Here is a 17196-nt window from a genome sequence, read left to right as displayed (position 1 = left end):
TCGGCGGCGCTTTTCAATGTTAGGTGCAAAACGTGAAGGGCGCCGGGTGACCCCGACGCCCTTCACGCGCATTCCTGCGCTTACCGACCGTGGGTCAGCGAGCGGCGTAGTACTCGACGACGAGCTGCACGTCACACGTGACGGGCACCTCGGCGCGCTTCGGGCGACGCACGAGGCGCGCCTGCAGCTTGTCGAGCTCGACCTCGAGGTAGCCCGGAACCGGGGGCAGCACCTCGGCGTGACCGCCGGCGGCTGCGACCTGGAAGGGCTCGAGGCCCTCGCTCTTGGCCTTGACGTGGATGAGCTGACCCGGCTTCACGCGGAACGACGGGCGGTCCACGGTCTGGCCGTCGACGAGGATGTGACGGTGCACGACGAGCTGGCGCGCCTGCGCGGTGGTGCGGGCGAGGCCGGAACGCACGACGAGCGCGTCCAGACGCATCTCGAGCAGCTCGACGAGGTTCTCACCCGTCAGGCCGTCCTTGCGGCGCGCCTCGTTGAACGTGTTGCGCATCTGCTTCTCGCGGATGCCGTACTGCTCGCGCAGACGCTGCTTCTCACGCAGACGGACGGCGTAGTCGCTGTCCTGCTTGCGCTTGGTGCGGCCGTGCTCGCCGGGAGCGTAGGGACGCTTCTCGAGGTAGCGGGCGGCCTTCGGGGTCAGTGCGACGCCGAGGGCGCGCGACAGACGGACCTTGCGGCGGTCCTGGGACTTCGTTGCCACGAAGTGTTCCTTCCGATGACGTGGCCGCGGCTTTCGCGGCTCACGGACGTATCGCCTCTCCTCGCCCTGTCCGGACTGCACGCCGGGGCATGCCGGTAGGTGTTCAAGAGAAGAGGGGATGCCCGAAAACTGGGTTTCGAGCCGATCAAGCCTAACAGATCCGCCCTCCGAGCCGCCTGAGCCCGCCGCCCGCCGGCATCCGCCGTGCCGCGGCATCCCCCGCCCGCCTCCCCTGGGGCTGCTCGAGTGTCACTTGCGCACAGTTCCGGCGGCCAACACCCACCGAACGTGACACCGGAACCGCCCGGGGTGCCGCGCGGCGCCGTGCCGTGGCTTCGCGCGGCTCGAGTGTCACTTGCGCACAGTTCCGGCGGCCAACACCCACCGAACGTGACACCGGAACCGCCCGGGGTGCGGCTCGGGTATCACGTGCGCACGATTCGGGCGTCTCGCACCCACCGAAAGTGACACTCGAGCGGCTCGTGGTCGCGCGGGGAGCGCGACCGACGTGGATGCCGCGGCGGGTCAGTCGCCGAGGATCTTGCGGATCTTCTCCACGCGGGCGGAAATGTCACGCTCGACGCCGCGGCCGGTGGGCTCGTAGTAGCGGCGGCCGCGCAGTTCGTCGGGCAGATACTGCTGCGTCGCGACCCCGACGTCCAGGTCGTGGGGGTACACGTATCCCTTGCCGTGGCCCAGGCGCTTGGCCCCCGGGTAGTGCGCATCGCGCAGATGCATCGGCACCCGGCCGAACCCGCCGGCACGCACATCGGCGATCGCGGCGTTGATCGCGTTGTACGCGGCGTTGGACTTGGCGGTCGTGGCGAGGTAGGCGGTGGCCTCCGCGAGGGGGATCCGCCCCTCCGGCATGCCGATGAACGCGACGGCGTCGGCGGCGGCCACGGCGATGCCCAGCGCTTGCGGGTCGGCCAGCCCGATGTCCTCCGCGGCCGAGATCACCAGTCGGCGCGCGATGAAGCGCGGGTCCTCGCCGGCCTCGATCATGCGGGCGAGGTAGTGCATCGCGGCATCCACGTCGGATCCGCGGATCGACTTGATGAACGCGCTGATCACGTCGTAGTGCTCGTCGCCCTGACGGTCGTAGCGCAGCAGCGCCCGGTCGACGGCCTGCGCGACGTGGTCCGCCGTGATCTCCGGCGTCTCGTCGCCCTCATCGTCGACGTCGACCATGGCCGCGGCCGCCTCAAGCGCTGTGAGGGCGCGACGGGCATCGCCGGATGCCAGTCGGATGAGCGCCGCGCGCGCCTCGTCGCCGAGGGTCACGGCGCCGGCGAGACCGCGCGCGTCGGTGACGGCGCGGTCGACGAGCATGCCGAGGTCCTCGTCTGTGAGCGGCTGCAGGGTCAGCAGCAGCGACCGTGACAGCAGCGGTGAGATCACCGAGAACGACGGGTTCTCGGTCGTGGCGGCGATGAGCACGACCCACCCGTTCTCCACGCCCGGCAGCAGGGCGTCCTGCTGCGCCTTGGTGAACCGGTGGATCTCATCGAGGAAGAGGATGGTCGACTGCCCGTAGAGGTCGCGTTGGGTCAGTGCCTCCTGCATGACCTCGCGCACGTCCTTGACCCCCGCCGTCACCGCCGACAGTTCGACGAAGCGCCGACCCGACGACCGTGCGACGGCCTGCGCCAGCGTCGTCTTGCCGGTGCCGGGAGGCCCCCAGAGGATGACGGAGGATGCCGCGGCGCCGCGGGTCTCGGTGGACGCGAGCGCGACGAGCGGCGAGCCGGGACGCAGCAGGTGGCGCTGCCCGGCCACTTCTTCGAGCGAGACGGGACGCATACGCACCGGCAGCGGCGTCTGTCCTTGGAAGAGCGCTGCGGGAGAGGTCACCCCTCCAGGCTAATCGCGGCCGCCGACCCTCGCGCCGCGCGCCGTTTTGCGGGCCGGAATCGCGGCCGCGTAGGCTCGTGCCACCCGGGCATCCGGGATCGAGGGAGGTTCCGTGGCAGCTGGGGCGAAAGGCCGCGACGACCGCGTCGCGCGCGAGCGGGCACGGATCTATCAGGCGCGCCTGGACTATCACCGCGGTCAGGCGAGACGGCGCGTGCGCGACAACGTCATCGCCGCCGTCGTCGGCGGTGCGCTGGTGCTCGCCGTCATCGGCGGTCAGACCCTCTACTTCACCGTGGGACCCGGCGTTCCCGAGCCGACGCCCACGCCCACCCCGACCGACACCCCGACCGAGCCCGACTCCGAACCCACACCCGAGCCGACGACCACCCCCTGACCCGGGCTCCCTGCCGTACTAGGCTGTGAGCCGACCGATCAGCGAAGGCGGCGTCAGCCGCGACGAGGACTATTCCGTGAACGCCGCAGCACAGCCCACTCCCGACAGCCCCGACACCGACGCGCCTACGAGCGACGCGCCAGAGACGGGGGACGTCGTCGAGTCCGACGCGCCCGCCGCGACGGCCACCGACACGCGCTCGACCGACGCCTCGGAGGAGTCGCCCGCGACCGAAGAACCGACCGCGGAAGAGCCCGCCGCCGACGAGCCGACCGCGGAGGAGCCCGCCGCCGACGAGGCCGCGGCCGATGAGCCGACCGCGGAAGAGCCCGCCGCCGAGGCCCCCGCTGATGAGCCGGCCGAGGATGCCGCCCCTGTCGCGGATGCCGCCCCGGCTGATGCGCCTGCCGAGGAAGCCGCCCCGGCCGAGGACGCCGCCCCGGCTCCCGAGACCGCCGCTCCCGCGCCCACCCCGTCCCCGAGCCCGGCTCCGTCGCCGCGCCCGCCGCTCCCCCGCGCCCCGCAGTCCGGCACGAAGCCCGCGACCGCGCCGACGGCACCCGCCGCCGCGTGGGGCCGTGTCGACGACGACGGCACCGTCTCGGTGCGCGAAGGCGACCAGTGGCGCGTCGTGGGTCAGTACCCCGACGGCACGCACGAGGAGGCACTCGCCTACTTCGAGCGCAAGTACACCGACCTCGCCAGCGAAGTGACGCTGCTCGAGGTGCGTCATCGTCGCGGCGGCGCATCCGCCGCCGACCTGCGCTCGGCGGTCGCGCTCGTGCGCGGCAAGCTCACCGATGCGATGGCCGTCGGCGATCTCGCCGCCCTCAGCGCCCGTGTCGACGCCCTCGACTCGGAGCTGGCCTCCGCGTCGGAGGAAGAGGTCGCCGCGGCCCGCGAAGCCGTCGATCAGGCCGTCGCCCACCGCACCAAGCTCGTCGAGCAGGCCGAGGCCCTCGCCGCGCGCGACCCTCGCTCGGTGCAGTGGAAGCAGGCGACCGCCGACATGGCCTCGCTCTTCGACCAGTGGCAGGCCCACCAGCAGAACGGTCCCCGTCTGCCCAAGTCGACCGCCCAGCAGCTGTGGAAGCGATTCCGCGATGCCCGCGCCACGGTCGACAAGCACCGCCGCGAGTTCTACGCGGAGCTCGACGAGACCCACAAGGCCGCCCGCGACCGCAAGACGCGCCTCGTGGAGCGCGCCGAAGCCCTCGCCCCGCGCGGTGAGGACGGCATCGGCGCATACCGCGATCTGCTCGACGAGTGGAAGAGCTCCGGCCGCGCAGGCAAGAAGGTCGACGACGCTCTCTGGGCCCGCTTCAAGGCCGCCGGCGACGCACTCTACGGTGCCCGTGCCGAGCGTGAGCAGGCGGATGCCGAGGAGTCGCGCGAGAAGATCGAGGTGCGTCGCGCCCTCGTGGCCGAAGCCGCTGCGGTCGCGGACGAGAAGGACATCGCCAAGGCACGCCAGCTGCTCACCGGCATCCAGCGCCGCTGGGACGACGTGGGTCGCATCTTCCCGCGTGAGGTGGAGCGCGCCCTCGATGACGACCTGCGCAAGATCGAGCAGGCGCTGCATGCGCGCGAGCAGACCGACTGGAAGCGCAACAACCCCGAGACCAAGGCACGCGCCAACGACATGACGCGTCAGTTGACGGATGCCATCGACAAGCTCGAGGCCGAGGTCGAGGCGGCGCGCAGCGCCGGCGACCGCAAGGCCGAGGCCGCGGCATCCGAGGCTCTGGCCGCCCGCAAGGCGTGGCTGTCCGCTCTCGGCGGCTGACCCTCCTCCACACCCGCCTCAACGGCCCCGACTGTCCACAGTCGGGGCCGTTGCGCGTTCCGCGGTCTTGCGGATGCGCGACGATGGGCCCATGTCGTCGCCGTTCCTCTACTTCGCCGGCGGCCGCCTCTCGGCCGCAGAGCTGACGTCGGCGCGCCTGGACGGCGATGTCGTGGAGGTGGGTGAGGGCTTCATGCCCGCCGACGCGGTCGAGACGTTCGACCTGCGTGCGGGTTCGCTGGCCCCGCTCCTGGGCGACACGCTCGCCGCGACCCACCTCAGCGCCGCGTGGGTGCACGGTGTGCTCGATGAGCCGCCCACCCGGCACGCGGTGCAGCGCATCACGGCACGTCGTCTCTCGCCGGCGATCGATCTGCGTGTGCGCTACCGCGCCATGCGACTGCCCGACCGCGACGTCATGGTCCTCTGCGGTGCCGCCGTCACCACCCCGACCCGCACCCTCGCCGACCTCGTCCGCTCACGCGATGCCGCCGACCGCGCAGCGGCGGAGCGCATGGCGGCGACGCGGCCCGAGCTCATCGGCGCTGCGCTGGCGTGGCTCGCCGACTGCGGACCGCTGCACGACAAGCGTGCCGCCGCCGCGTGGTTGCGCGGGCGTCAGGAGGAGGTGACCCGGTAGACGTCGTACACCGCGTCGATGCGACGCACCGCGTTGAGCACGCGGTCCAGGTGCACGGTGTCGCCCATCTCGAACACGAAACGGCTGAGCGCCAGCCGGTCGTTGGTCGTCGACACGCTCGCCGACAGGATATTCACGTGATGCTCGCTGAGCACGCGCGTCACGTCGCTGAGCAGCCCCGAGCGGTCCAGCGCCTCCACCTGGATCTGCACCAGGAACAGGCTCTTGGTCGTCGGCGCCCACTCGACTTCGATGAGGCGTTCCTTGTCGGCCATGAGCGACTGCACGTTGGTGCAGTCGGCGCGGTGCACCGAGACACCGCTGCCGCGCGTGACGAAGCCGACGACCTCGTCGCCGGGCACCGGCGTGCAGCACTTGGCGAGCTTGACGAGGATGTCGGGCGCTCCGCGCACCAGGATGCCGGAATCGCTGCTGCGCGGCTGACGCGAGCGCCCCACCTGCGGGAGGTCGATGGGACCTGTCGCGGTGTCGGAGTGGCTGACGAGCGCCGTGACCTTCTCGATCACCGACTGGGTGGAGACGTGTCCCTCGCCGACGGCGGCGTACAGTGCCGAGACGTCCTCGTAGCGCAGCTGGTGGGCGACCTCCCCGAAGGAGTCCTGACTCATGAGGCGCTGCAGCGGGAGGTTCTGGCGGCGCATCGCGCGGGCGATGGCCTCCTTGCCCTGCTCGATGGCCTCTTCGCGGCGCTCCTTGGTGAACCAGCCGCGGATCTTGCTGCGCGCTCGGGTGCTCTTGACGAAGCCGAGCCAGTCCTGGCTGGGGCCTGCGTCGGGGTTCTTCGAGGTGAACACCTCGACGACGTCACCGCTCTTGAGCTCGGACTCCAGCGGCACGAGGCGCCCGTTGACCTTGGCGCCCATCGTGCGGTGGCCGACCTCGGTGTGCACCGCATAGGCGAAGTCCACCGGCGTCGCACCGGCGGGAAGGCCGATGACGCGACCCTTGGGGGTGAAGACGTAGACCTCTTTGGCGCCGATCTCGAACCGCAGCGAGTCGAGGAACTCCCCCGGGTCGGCGGTCTCGGCCTGCCAGTCGGAGATGTGGGCGAGCCAGGCCATGTCGGCATCCACCGACTTGGGGTCGGGCTTGCCGCCCGCCATCCGCTCCTTGTACTTCCAGTGCGCCGCGACGCCGAACTCGGCCTGCTGGTGCATCTCGTTGGTGCGGATCTGGATCTCCACCGTACGGCCGCCGGGACCGATGACGGTCGTGTGCAGCGACTGGTAGAGGTTGAACTTCGGGGTGGCGATGTAGTCCTTGAACCGGCCGGGCAGCGGTGTCCAGCGGGCGTGGAGGGCGCCGAGGACGGCGTAGCAGTCGCGCACCGTGTTCACGAGCACGCGGATGCCGATGAGGTCGTAGATGTCGTCGAACTCGCGGCCGCGCACGACCATCTTCTGGTACACCGAGTACAGCTGCTTCGGGCGGCCCATGATGCGGCCGCGGATGCGCAGTTCCCGCAGGTCCGATTCGACGGCCTCGATGACCGACTGCACGTACTGCTCGCGCTGCGGGGTGCGCTGCTTGACGAGACTGTCGATCTCGGCGTAGAGCTTGGGGTGCAGCACCGCGAAGGACAGGTCCTCGAGCTCGGACTTGACGGCCTGGATGCCGAGTCGGTGCGCGAGCGGCGCGTAGATCTCGAGTGTCTCGGTCGCCTTCTTCGCCGCCTTCTCGGGCGGCACGAAGCCCCACGTGCGGGCGTTGTGCAGGCGGTCGGCGAGCTTGATCAGCAGCACCCGGATGTCCCGCGACATCGCCACGATCATCTTGCGCACGGTCTCGGCCTGCGCGGCGTCGCCGTACTTGACCTTGTCGAGCTTCGTGACGCCGTCCACCAGCATGGCGACCTCGTCGCCGAAGTCGGCGGTCAGCTGGTCGAGCGGGTAGTCGGTGTCCTCGACCGTGTCGTGCAGCAGCGCCGCGGCGATCGCGCGCGGTCCGAGCCCCAGGTCCGCGAGGATCTGCGCGACGGCGAGCGGATGCGTGATGTAGGGCTCACCGCTTTGGCGCTTCTGGCCCGCGTGGGCAGCGTCCGCGGTGGCGTAGGCGCGCTCGATGATCGCGAGGTCGCCCTTGGGGTGGTGCGTGCGCACGGTGCGCAGAAGCTGGTTGACGTCGTCGCGGCGAGCGGCCCGCGAGAAGATGCGGGGTACGAGGCGGCGCAGCGATGACGTCTGGGCGGCGGGAACCGTCTCGGTCATGCGCTCACCTCCGCTCGTCTGTGCTCAACCCATCGATTCTACGCCCGCCCGTGTGGGAGGCGTCTGGACGTCAGGCCGCGGCGAGGGCGAGCGCGCGCGCCGCGCGCACCCGCTCGTCGCGGGCCTTGATCGCCGGCTCGTTCTCGCGCAGCAGCGAGTACAGCGGCGCGGCGACGAACAGCGTCGAGTATGCCGCGACGATGGTGCCGACGAAGATCGACAGCGAGATGTCGGTGAGCGTCTGCGCACCGAGCCACAGGGCGCCGATGAACAGGATGGCGCCGGTGGGCAGGATCGCCACCACGGTCGTGTTGATCGAGCGCACGAGGGTCTGGTTGACCGCGAGGTTCACCGACTCGCCGAACAGACGACTGGATCGTTCGCCGTCCTCGAGGGTGTTCTCCCGGATCTTGTCGAACACCACCGTCGTGTCGTAGAGGGCGTACGAGAGGATCGTGAGGAAGCCGATCACCGCCGCCGGCGAGATCTCGAACCCGCAGAGCGCGTACACGCCGACCGTGATGATGAGCACGTCGACCAGGCCGATGATGGCGGCCGCGGACATCTTCCAGGTGCGGAAGTACAGCGCGAGGATGAGGAAGGTCAGCGCGAGGAAGATCGCGAGACCCCACAGCGACTGCCGGGTGACATCGGCACCCCAGCTGGGTCCGATGAACGACGACGTCACCTCGGCCGACGAGACGTCGTAGGCCGACGCCAGCGCCGCGGTGACCTCCTGCGTCTCCTCGGCGGTCATCTGGTCGGTCTGCACACGGATCGCGTCTTCACCGACCGTGGACACCTTCGTGGTGGCGCCGGGGACGACCGACTGCACGGCGTCGGTGGCCAGTGCCTGATCGGTGACCGCGACGTTGGAGACGGTGAACTGCGACCCGCCGGTGAACTCGATCGAGAACTGGATGGGACGGAACAGCGGCACCAGGGCCGAGCCGATCACGAGGACGGCGGCGAGGATGAACCACAGCCGGCGCTTGCCGACGAACGGGAACGAGGTCTTGCCGGTGTAGAGGTCGTTGCCGAGCGTGCTCATGGAACGCATCAGTTGTCCCCCTCCTTCGTGCGGCCGGTATCGCCGCCGCGCTGGGCTGCGGCGAGTTCGGCCTGCTTGCGCTCGGCGATGGTCTGGCGGCGTTCCGCCTCGCCCTTCGCACGGTTCGCGCGTTTACCCGCCGCATCCTTGGTCGACGCGATGGGCGTGCGGAACTGCGCACGGCCACGGTAGACGGCGCCGAGGGCAGCCGGGTCGAGCCCGGACAGCGGGTGACCGGATCCGAAGAACCGGGTGCGGGCGAGCAGCTGCAGCACCGGGTGGGTGAACAGGACGAAGATCACCACGTCGATGACGGTCGTGAGCCCCAGCGTGAACGCGAAGCCCTTCACCGTGGCATCGGCCAGCACGTAGAGGACCACCGCGGCGAGGATGTTGATCGACTTGGAGATGTAGATCGTGCGCTTGGCGCGTCCCCAGCCGTCCTCGACGGCGCCGGTGATGCTCTTGCCGTCGCGCAGTTCATCGCGGATGCGTTCGAAGTAGACGATGAACGAGTCCGCGGTGAAGCCGATCGAGACGATGATGCCCGCGACGCCGGCCAGCGACAGGCGGAAGCCCATGCGCCAGGCCAGGATGCACAGGGCGAGGTAGGTCAGCACACCCATCACGATCAGCGAGGCGATGATGATGAAGCCGAGCGCGCGGTAGACGACCACCGAGTAGATGGCGACGAGCAGCAGGCCGATGAGACCGGCGATGAGACCGATCTGCAGCTGCTGCGAACCGAGCGTCGCGGAGATCGTGCTGGAGCTCTGCACCTCGAAGCTCAGCGGCAGGGCGCCGTACTTGAGCTGGTCGGCGAGCACCTGGGCCGACTCCTGCGTGAAGTTGCCGGTGATCTGCGGCTTGCCGTCGAGGATGACCGCGTTCATCGACGGAGCCGAGAGCACATAGCCGTCGAGCACGAAGGCGAACTGGTTCAACGGCGGGGTCTGGCTGTAGAGACGCTGGCTGATCTGGCCGAACGTCTTGGCGCCCTCGCTGTCGAAGACGAGGTTGACCGCCCACTGTCCGTTCTGCTGCACGATGCCGTGGCTCGCGTCCGAGATCGACGAGCCGTCGAGCTCCACGGGGCCCAGGATGTACTTCACCGTTCCCGACGGGTCGCACGTGATGAGCGGCTGGTCGGCCGGGGCCGATGCCGGATCGTTTTCGGGGTTCGCGCAGTCGTACGCGAGGAACTGGGCCTCGAGGGCCGGGGTCACCCATGCCAGGTCGCTGCCGCTGGTCGGCTCGGCCGTCGGCGTCGCGGGCAGCGCCGGGTCGGGAGTCGGGTACGGCGTCGCCGTGCCGTCCTCGCCGACGAACGTGTTCGCCGGTGCTCCGGTGTACAGCACGGCACGCAGCTGCAGCTGGGCGGAGGCTTCGATGCGCTCGCGCGTGGCAGCGTCGGCCTCGCCGGGGATCTGCACCACGATGTTGCGGCCGCCCTCGGTGGTGACGTCCGCCTCACCCACACCCGACGCGTCGACGCGCTGGCGGATGATCGTGACGGCTTGATCCATCTGCTCGGTCGTGGGGTTCGCACCGTCCTCGGTCTGCGCTTCGAGCACGATCTGCGTGCCGCCCTGCAGATCGAGGGCGAGTTCGGGGAGCCAGGAGCTCTTTCCGAACACGTGCACGCCGAGGGCGTTGATGCCGAAGAGGACCGCGGTGATGACCAGCAGTCCGGTCAGCGCACGCCAGGCGTGCCGGACGGGGGTGGGTGTGGCCACGAGTGGTCAGCTTTCTCGGACGCCGCCGGAGCGGCGGGCGGATCAGGCCTGGGGCTTGGCGCCCGGGTCGGTGTCGGTGGACTCGCCCGACGCGCTCTTGCGGTCGTCGTCGATAGAGGTGATGTCGCCGTCGGCGACGTCAGCGACGTACTCGGCCTCGTCGGCCTCGGACTCGATGAGCTCGTCCTCGCTGACGACGCCCTCAGCCGGGTCGACGACGCGCAGGATCGCCTGGCTGTGCACCTTGATGTCCACGCCCGGGGCGATCTCGACGATCGCGGGCTGGTCGAGGTTCTCGGGGTCGTACGCCACGATCGTGCCGTAGAGACCGCCCTGCAGCAGCACCTCGGCGCCGGGGACGGTCTGGCGCGCCTTGACCTCCTGCTCGGCCTTCTGCTTCTGCATGCGGCGACGCGAGCTCCAGAACATGAAGACCAGGAGCAGGCCGAGCAGGACGATGAGGCCGTATTCGGCGAAGAAGGCAGCGAATTCCATGGAGGTGAGATCACCTTTCGGTTCGGGCATGCGGATGAGCAGCCCAGCAAGGGAGAGTGCGGCGACAGCCTTCAGTGATTATAGGTCATCGATGCGCAGCGCTTGTTCGGCGTGCGGGACCCGCAGATGCGCGTATGCCTCGGGCGTGGCGATGCGCCCGCGCGGGGTGCGTCCCATGAACCCGATGCGCACGAGATACGGCTCCACGACCGACTCGATGGTCTCGGCTTCTTCGCCCACGGTCACCGCGAGGGTGCTGAGACCGACAGGGCCGCCGCGGAAGCGGCGCACCAGCGCGTCGAGCACGGCGCGGTCGAGGCGGTCCAGCCCGATCGGGTCGACGTCGTAGAGCTCCAGGGCCGCGTTGACATCGGCCTGCGTCGCGGCGGGACTGCCGTCGACGGCGCCCGCGCGGCCGGACTGGCCGTGGACCAGCACGTAGTCGCGCACGCGGCGCAGCAGCCGGTTGGCGATGCGGGGCGTGCCGCGGGAGCGACGGGCGATCTCGGCACGCGCGTGGCGCGGCAGGCCCACGCCCAGCACGATGGCGGAGCGCTCCACGACCTGCTCGAGCTCCTCGGGTTCGTAGTACTCCAGGTGCGCCGTGAAGCCGAACCGGTCGCGCAGCGGGTTGGGCAGCATGCCCGACCGTGTCGTGGCGCCCACGAGCGTGAACGGGGCGAGCTCGAGGGGGATGCTCGTGGCGCCGGCGCCCTTGCCGACCATGATGTCGATGCGGAAGTCCTCCATCGCGAGGTACAGCATCTCCTCGGCGGAGCGCGCCATGCGGTGGATCTCGTCGATGAACAGCACTTCGCCGGGCGTCAGGCTCGACAGCAGCGCGGCCATGTCGCCGGCGTGCTGGATGGCGGGCCCCGACGACAGCCGCAGCGGGCGCTCGCTCTCGTGCGCGACGATCATCGCGAGAGTGGTCTTGCCGAGTCCCGGCGGGCCCGACAACAGGATGTGATCGGCCGGGCGCTGGCGGATGCGGGCGGCATCCAGCAGCAGCTGCAGCTGGCCGCGCACCTTCTGCTGGCCGACGAACTCGGCCAGCGACAGGGGGCGCAGCGCCCCCTCGACGGCGAGTTCGATCTCGTCCTGCGGCTCGGCGAGGTCGCGGGCGTCATCCACCGGTGGGCTCCTTGCGTGCGGGCCCCAGCTCGGCGAGCGTCAGACGCAGCAGCGCGGCGACATCGGTGCGCTCGCCCGCCGACGCGGCCTCCGCGACGGGCCGGGCGGTCTCAGCGGCGATGCGCTCGCTCCACCCGAGGCTCACCAGCGCCGCGACCACCTGGGCGATGACCTTCTCGTGCGCCGATCCACCGGCCGCATGCCCGGCGCCCCCCGGGCTGAGCGCGATGTCCTTGAGCTTGCCGGCCAGCTGCACGACGATGAGCTTCGCCGTCTTCGGCCCGATGCCCGAGACGCGCCGGAACGGGGCGTCGTCCTCGTCGGCGACGGCCTGCGCGATCTGCGGGACGGTGAGGGATGCCAGCACGCCCAGTGCCGACTTCGGCCCGACGCCGGAGACGCCGATGAGCTGCAGGAAGACGGCCAGCTCGTCGCGCGACTCGAAGCCGTACAGCGCCAGGGCGTCTTCGCGGACGACGAGGTGGGTGAGCAGCACGATCTCGTCGCCCACGTGGAACCCGCGGGACAGCTGGGGGGTCACGGCGATCGAGAAGCCGACGCCGCCGACGTCCACGATGACGGTGTCGCTGTCGAGGTGCAGCACGCGGCCGCGCGCGGAGGAGATCATGCCCCGAGCCTACGTGGGGGTTCGGACGTTTGTTCGAGCGACACGCTCGGGGGCCCGCCCTGACGTGGTCGGATGCTCCGCCTCAGCGGCGCGCCAGGCGTGCGGCATCCGCCCACGCCCGTTGTGCGGGCGTGAGGGTGGCCTCTGCCTTACCGCCGGCGGGGGTCGAGGCGCCGCCCCGCCACGCGTGGCAGAGCGCGAGGGCCAGAGCATCGGCGGCATCCGCCGGCTGCGGCAGGGCGTCCAGCCGCAGCACCCGGGCGACCATCGTCTGCACCTGCAGCTTGTCGGCCGAGCCGTACCCGGTGACGGCCGCCTTCACTTCGGAGGGGGTGTGCGTGGCCGCGGGCAGTCCGAACTCCCCCGCCAGCAGCAGCGCGATGCCGCTGGCCTGGGCGGTGCCCATCACGGTGCTGCGGTTGTGCTGGGCGAAGACGCGCTCCACGGCGACGACGTCGGGGCGGTGCTCGGCGAACACGGCACGAAGCCCCGCGGCGATCGCGGCGAGGCGCTGTTCGATCGGCATCGACGGCTCGGTGCGCACGACGCCGACGTGCACGAGGGATGCCGACCGGTTGCGCGCCACGTCGACGACGCCCACGCCGCAGCGGGTGAGGCCGGGGTCGACGCCGAGCACGCGGAGGCTGCCGGAGGAGGTCACTCCCCCACGCTAACCGCGCGCCGCGGCATCGGACTCAGGCGCACCGCGCCCGGGCCGTGTCACTCGCTCTCGGCGCTCTCCAGCTCCGCCTGCACCTCGGGGGTGAGGTCGAAGTTGCTGAAGACGTTCTGCACGTCGTCGCTGTCCTCGAGGGCGTCGATCAGACGGAACACCTTGCGGGCCGTGTCGGCGTCGATCTCGACCTTGAGGTTCGGGACGAACTCGACATCGGCCGACTCGTAGTCGATGCCGGCATCCTGCAGCGCCGTGCGCACCTTGACGAGGTCGGAAGCCTCCGTGATGACCTCGAACCCCTGCCCGTGGGGCAGGATCTCCTCGGCGCCGGCGTCCAGGACGGCCAGCATGACGTCGTCCTCGGTCGCGTGCTCCGACGACACCACGATGACGCCCTTGCGGGTGAAGTTGTAGGCGACGCTGCCGGGATCGGCGAGGTTGCCGCCGTTGCGCGACAGCGCCGTGCGCACCTCGGCCGCGGCGCGGTTCTTGTTGTCGGTCAGACACTCGATCATGAGCGCGACGCCGTTGGGGCCGTAACCCTCGTACATGATCGAGGTGTACTCGACGGCTTCTCCCCCGATGCCCGCACCGCGCTTGATGGCGCGGTCGATGTTGTCGTTGGGGACCGAGGTCTTCTTCGCCTTCTGGACGGCGTCGTAGAGCGTCGGGTTGCCTGAGAGATCCGCACCGCCGAGCTTGGCAGCGACCTCGATGTTCTTGATGAGCTTGGCGAACGACTTGGCGCGACGACTGTCGATGACGGCCTTCTTGTGCTTCGTCGTCGCCCACTTGGAGTGGCCGGACATGCGCCCAGTCTACGGGGCCAGACCCCTGGCGTATCGCTCATCCGTGCACGCAGGTCAGGGTGGTGACCGTGGCAGAACGAGAGGACACTGTGCGGCATGGATGAGAGGCAGCGCGCCCTCGACGCGGCGCACCGGGCGGCGACCGGATTCTTCGCCGGATTGGACGACCGGCCGGTATGGCCGCGGGCGACGCTCGACGAGATGATCGGCGTGTTCGGCGGTCCGCTCCCGGATGCGGGGACGGATGCCGAGGAGGTCGTGACCGCTTTGGCCGCGGACGCCGATCCGGGACTCGTGGCCATACCCGGTGGGCGGTTCTTCGGCTTCGTGATCGGGGGCACGCTGCCGGCGGCCCTCGCGGCGGACTGGCTGGTGTCGGCGTGGGACCAGAACTCCGGCTCGTCGACCATGACGACCGCGGTCGTCGCGATGGAGCGGGTCGCCGGCGCCTGGCTGTGCGACCTGCTGGGCCTGCCCGCCGCGGCATCCGTCGGTTTCGTGACGGGTGCGCAGGTGTCCAACTACGTGTGCCTGGCGGTCGCCCAGAACGCGGTGCTGCGCGACGCGGGGTGGGACATGACCCGCCGGGGCCTGCGCGGCGCGCCGCCGGTGCGCTTCATCGTGGGCGCCGACCGTCACGGCGCCGTCGACCGCGGGCTGCGGTTCGCGGGGGTCGGCGCGGACGAGATCACCGTCGTCGCCGCGGACGGCGAGGGGCGGATGCTGCCGGAGTCCCTGGCCCACGCGCTCGCCTCCGCACCGGCCGGGCAGCCGACCGTGGTGTGTCTGCAGGCGGGCGAAGTCCATTCCGGGGCGTCCGACCCGTTCGCCGATCTCATTCCGCTGGCTCGCCGGTACGGCGCCTGGGTGCACGTGGACGGCGCGTTCGGGCTGTGGGCGGCGGCCACGCCCACCCTGCAGGCGCTGACCGCCGGTGTCGGGGAGGCCGACTCGTGGTCGACCGACGCCCACAAGACCCTCAACGTGCCCTACGACTGCGGCATGGCGATCGTGCGCCGCCCGGAGGATTCGATCGCGATGTTCCACGCCGGTGGCGACTACCTCATGCACACGAGCCTCGACCCGTGGGACGTCACCCCCGAACTGTCGCGACGCGGGCGCGGGGTGCCGGTGTGGGCGGCCCTGCGGGCGCTCGGCCGCGGCGGTGTCGCCGAGCTCGTGGACCGGCTGCACCGCAACGCCCGGCAGCTGGAGGCGCGCCTGCGGGAGGTGCCCGGCATCACGGTGGTCAACGACGTCGTCTACACCCAGGTGATGTTCCGCCTCGACGACGACGAGGCCACGCGGGCGCTCGGTGCGGCGATCCTCACCGACGGCACCGCCGCCCTCACCGGGGCGCTCTGGCGCGGTCGGGCCGTGCTGCGCTGCTCGATGTCGAACTGGGCCACGACCCCCGAGGACATCGACCGCACGGTCGCCGCGATCGCGCGGCTGGCCGCGACGTCCGGCACGACCGCCTGACGCGGCTCAGGCGCGCACCAGGTCGAGCAGCAGGGCGTGGAAGCGCAGCTCCCCCGTGACCTCGGGGTGGAATGCGGTGCCCACCAGGCGCCCCTGGCGCACCGCGACGATGCTGCCGTCGTCGAGCGAGGCCAGCGCCTGGACGTCAGGACCGGCCTCGACCACCCGTGGCGCGCGGATGAACGCGGCGCGCACCGGCGGACCGCCGAGGTCGGGGACCTCGAGCTCGGTCTCGAACGAGTCCACCTGCGCGCCGAACGCGTTGCGCTGCACCGTCACATCGATGCCGCCGAAGGTCTGCTGACCGGGCGCCGCGTCGGTGATGCGGTCGGCGAGCAGGATGAGGCCGGCACACGTGCCGTACACCGGCATCCCCGCTGCAATGCGCTGACGTACCGGGCCCTGCAGCCCGAACGCGCGCGAGAGCTTGTCGATGACACTCGACTCACCGCCCGGGATCACGAGGACATCGACGGATACCAGGTCGGCGGGCGTGCGCACCGGCACCGCGTCCGCGCCCAGGCGGGCGAGGACGCCCAGATGCTCGCGCACGTCGCCCTGGAGGGCCAGCACGCCGGCGCGCGGCGCCGCCACGATCACCAGCCGCGGTCGGCGAGCCGGTGGGGCGCGACCAGGTCGGCGACGTTGATGCCGACCATCGCCTCGCCGAGGCCGCGGGAGACGTCGGCGACCACCTGCGGGTCGTCATGGAACGTCGTCGCCTTCACGATGGCGGCCGCCCGCTCGGCGGGGTTGCCGCTTTTGAAGATCCCCGAGCCCACGAACACGCCGTCGGCGCCGAGCTGCATCATCATGGCTGCGTCGGCAGGGGTGGCCACCCCGCCGGCGACGAACAGCACGACGGGGAGCCGCCCGTTCTCGGCGACCTCGGCCACCAGTTCGTACGGCGCCTGCAGCTCCTTCGCCGCGACGTACAGCTCGTCCTTGCTCATGGATCGGAGCCGGGCGATCTCGCCGGAGATCGTGCGGATGTGCCGCGTCGCCTCCGACACGTCGCCGGTACCGGCCTCGCCTTTGGAGCGGATCATCGCCGCCCCCTCGGTGATGCGCCGCAGCGCCTCGCCGAGGTTGGTCGCACCACACACGAACGGCACCGTGAAGGGCCACTTGTCGATGTGGTTGACGTAGTCGGCGGGCGAGAGCACCTCCGACTCGTCGATGTAGTCGACGCCGAGGTGCTGCAGCACCTGCGCCTCGACGAAGTGGCCGATGCGGGCTTTGGCCATGACCGGGATCGACACCGAGGCGATGATGTCGTCGATGAGGTCGGGGTCGCTCATGCGCGCGACGCCGCCCTGGGCGCGGATGTCGGCGGGAACGCGCTCGAGCGCCATCACCGCGACGGCGCCGGCATCCTCCGCGAGCCGGGCCTGGTCGGCGGTCACGACGTCCATGATCACGCCGCCCTTGAGCATCTCGGCGAGACCGCGCTTGACGCGTCCGGTTCCGGTGATCGACATGGTGCGCTCCCCTCCGACGCGTCCATCGCGCCGTTGTGCTGTTTGACCTATGCCAGAAGCTAGCATGTCCTGAGC

16 protein-coding genes are annotated in these 17196 nt (G+C 70.7%); 4 read left to right on the top strand and 12 right to left on the bottom strand.

What is annotated here, in order from left to right; genetic code table 11:
* Nucleotides 1-94: 94 nt before the first annotated feature.
* Nucleotides 95-724, bottom strand: coding sequence for a 30S ribosomal protein S4 (gene rpsD / locus ACFVR6_RS11780; RefSeq protein WP_191719041.1), 630 nt, complete (start codon nucleotides 722-724; stop codon nucleotides 95-97).
* Between the two features lie 525 nt (nucleotides 725-1249).
* On the bottom strand, nucleotides 1250-2527 hold the full coding sequence (locus ACFVR6_RS11775; protein ID WP_386963792.1) for a replication-associated recombination protein A: 1278 nt from the start codon (nucleotides 2525-2527) through the stop codon (nucleotides 1250-1252).
* 163 nt (nucleotides 2528-2690) lie between these two features.
* Between ACFVR6_RS11775 and ACFVR6_RS11770 the strand changes: the two genes are divergently transcribed.
* The 3 genes from ACFVR6_RS11770 to ACFVR6_RS11760 all read left to right on the top strand — a co-directional run bounded on the left by ACFVR6_RS11770 (nucleotide 2691) and on the right by ACFVR6_RS11760 (nucleotide 5401).
* The gene (locus tag ACFVR6_RS11770) at nucleotides 2691-2975 is read left to right on the top strand and encodes a dioxygenase (protein WP_386963100.1); all 285 of its coding nucleotides are present in this window, start codon (nucleotides 2691-2693) and stop codon (nucleotides 2973-2975) included.
* A 76-nt stretch (nucleotides 2976-3051) separates the two neighbouring features.
* Complete coding sequence (locus tag ACFVR6_RS11765; RefSeq protein ID WP_386963098.1) at nucleotides 3052-4761, top strand: DUF349 domain-containing protein; 1710 nt, start codon at nucleotides 3052-3054, stop codon at nucleotides 4759-4761.
* A 91-nt stretch (nucleotides 4762-4852) separates the two neighbouring features.
* Complete coding sequence (locus ACFVR6_RS11760) at nucleotides 4853-5401, top strand: SAM-dependent methyltransferase (RefSeq protein WP_386963095.1); 549 nt, start codon at nucleotides 4853-4855, stop codon at nucleotides 5399-5401.
* Here the strand turns inward: ACFVR6_RS11760 and ACFVR6_RS11755 are convergent.
* From ACFVR6_RS11755 to ACFVR6_RS11720, 8 genes are all read right to left on the bottom strand, one after another.
* Entirely contained in the window at nucleotides 5380-7629 is a 2250-nt protein-coding gene (locus ACFVR6_RS11755) for a RelA/SpoT family protein (protein ID WP_386963092.1), read from the bottom strand. The two genes, ACFVR6_RS11760 and ACFVR6_RS11755, sit on opposite strands and share 22 nt — an antisense overlap.
* 70 nt (nucleotides 7630-7699) lie before the next feature.
* Nucleotides 7700-8689, bottom strand: coding sequence for a protein translocase subunit SecF (gene secF / locus ACFVR6_RS11750; protein ID WP_386963090.1), 990 nt, complete (start codon nucleotides 8687-8689; stop codon nucleotides 7700-7702).
* Nucleotides 8689-10416, bottom strand: coding sequence for a protein translocase subunit SecD (secD, locus tag ACFVR6_RS11745; RefSeq protein WP_386963087.1), 1728 nt, complete (start codon nucleotides 10414-10416; stop codon nucleotides 8689-8691). The genes secF and secD overlap by 1 nt, the downstream gene beginning before the upstream one ends.
* Nucleotides 10417-10458: 42 nt before the next feature.
* Complete coding sequence (gene yajC / locus ACFVR6_RS11740) at nucleotides 10459-10911, bottom strand: preprotein translocase subunit YajC (protein WP_386963084.1); 453 nt, start codon at nucleotides 10909-10911, stop codon at nucleotides 10459-10461.
* Nucleotides 10912-10989: 78 nt separating this feature from the next.
* Entirely contained in the window at nucleotides 10990-12045 is a 1056-nt protein-coding gene (ruvB, locus tag ACFVR6_RS11735) for a Holliday junction branch migration DNA helicase RuvB (protein ID WP_386963081.1), read from the bottom strand.
* Nucleotides 12038-12673 carry a Holliday junction branch migration protein RuvA gene (gene ruvA / locus ACFVR6_RS11730; protein WP_386963078.1) on the bottom strand — a complete coding sequence of 212 codons (636 nt, stop codon included), beginning with the start codon at nucleotides 12671-12673 and terminating at the stop codon, nucleotides 12038-12040. Before ruvA ends, ruvB begins: the two co-directional genes overlap by 8 nt.
* A gap of 82 nt (nucleotides 12674-12755) precedes the next feature.
* Nucleotides 12756-13334 carry a crossover junction endodeoxyribonuclease RuvC gene (ruvC, locus tag ACFVR6_RS11725; RefSeq protein WP_386963075.1) on the bottom strand — a complete coding sequence of 193 codons (579 nt, stop codon included), beginning with the start codon at nucleotides 13332-13334 and terminating at the stop codon, nucleotides 12756-12758.
* Between the two features lie 59 nt (nucleotides 13335-13393).
* The gene (locus ACFVR6_RS11720) at nucleotides 13394-14158 is read right to left on the bottom strand and encodes a YebC/PmpR family DNA-binding transcriptional regulator (RefSeq protein WP_386963072.1); all 765 of its coding nucleotides are present in this window, start codon (nucleotides 14156-14158) and stop codon (nucleotides 13394-13396) included.
* Nucleotides 14159-14254: 96 nt separating this feature from the next.
* On the opposite strand from ACFVR6_RS11720, the gene ACFVR6_RS11715 reads away from it, so the two are divergent.
* Entirely contained in the window at nucleotides 14255-15640 is a 1386-nt protein-coding gene (locus ACFVR6_RS11715) for a pyridoxal phosphate-dependent decarboxylase family protein (protein ID WP_386963069.1), read from the top strand.
* 6 nt (nucleotides 15641-15646) lie between these two features.
* On the opposite strand, the gene pdxT is transcribed toward ACFVR6_RS11715, so the two are convergent.
* Entirely contained in the window at nucleotides 15647-16243 is a 597-nt protein-coding gene (pdxT, locus tag ACFVR6_RS11710) for a pyridoxal 5'-phosphate synthase glutaminase subunit PdxT (protein WP_386963790.1), read from the bottom strand.
* Nucleotides 16237-17121 carry a pyridoxal 5'-phosphate synthase lyase subunit PdxS gene (gene pdxS, locus ACFVR6_RS11705; protein WP_386963066.1) on the bottom strand — a complete coding sequence of 295 codons (885 nt, stop codon included), beginning with the start codon at nucleotides 17119-17121 and terminating at the stop codon, nucleotides 16237-16239. The genes pdxT and pdxS overlap by 7 nt, the downstream gene beginning before the upstream one ends.
* Nucleotides 17122-17196: the final 75 nt, after the last annotated feature.

This window comes from Microbacterium sp. NPDC058021 (assembly GCF_042885955.1).
In the GTDB taxonomy this organism is placed as follows: domain Bacteria; phylum Actinomycetota; class Actinomycetes; order Actinomycetales; family Microbacteriaceae; genus Microbacterium.
This window is presented reverse-complemented; position numbering and strand designations above follow the sequence as displayed.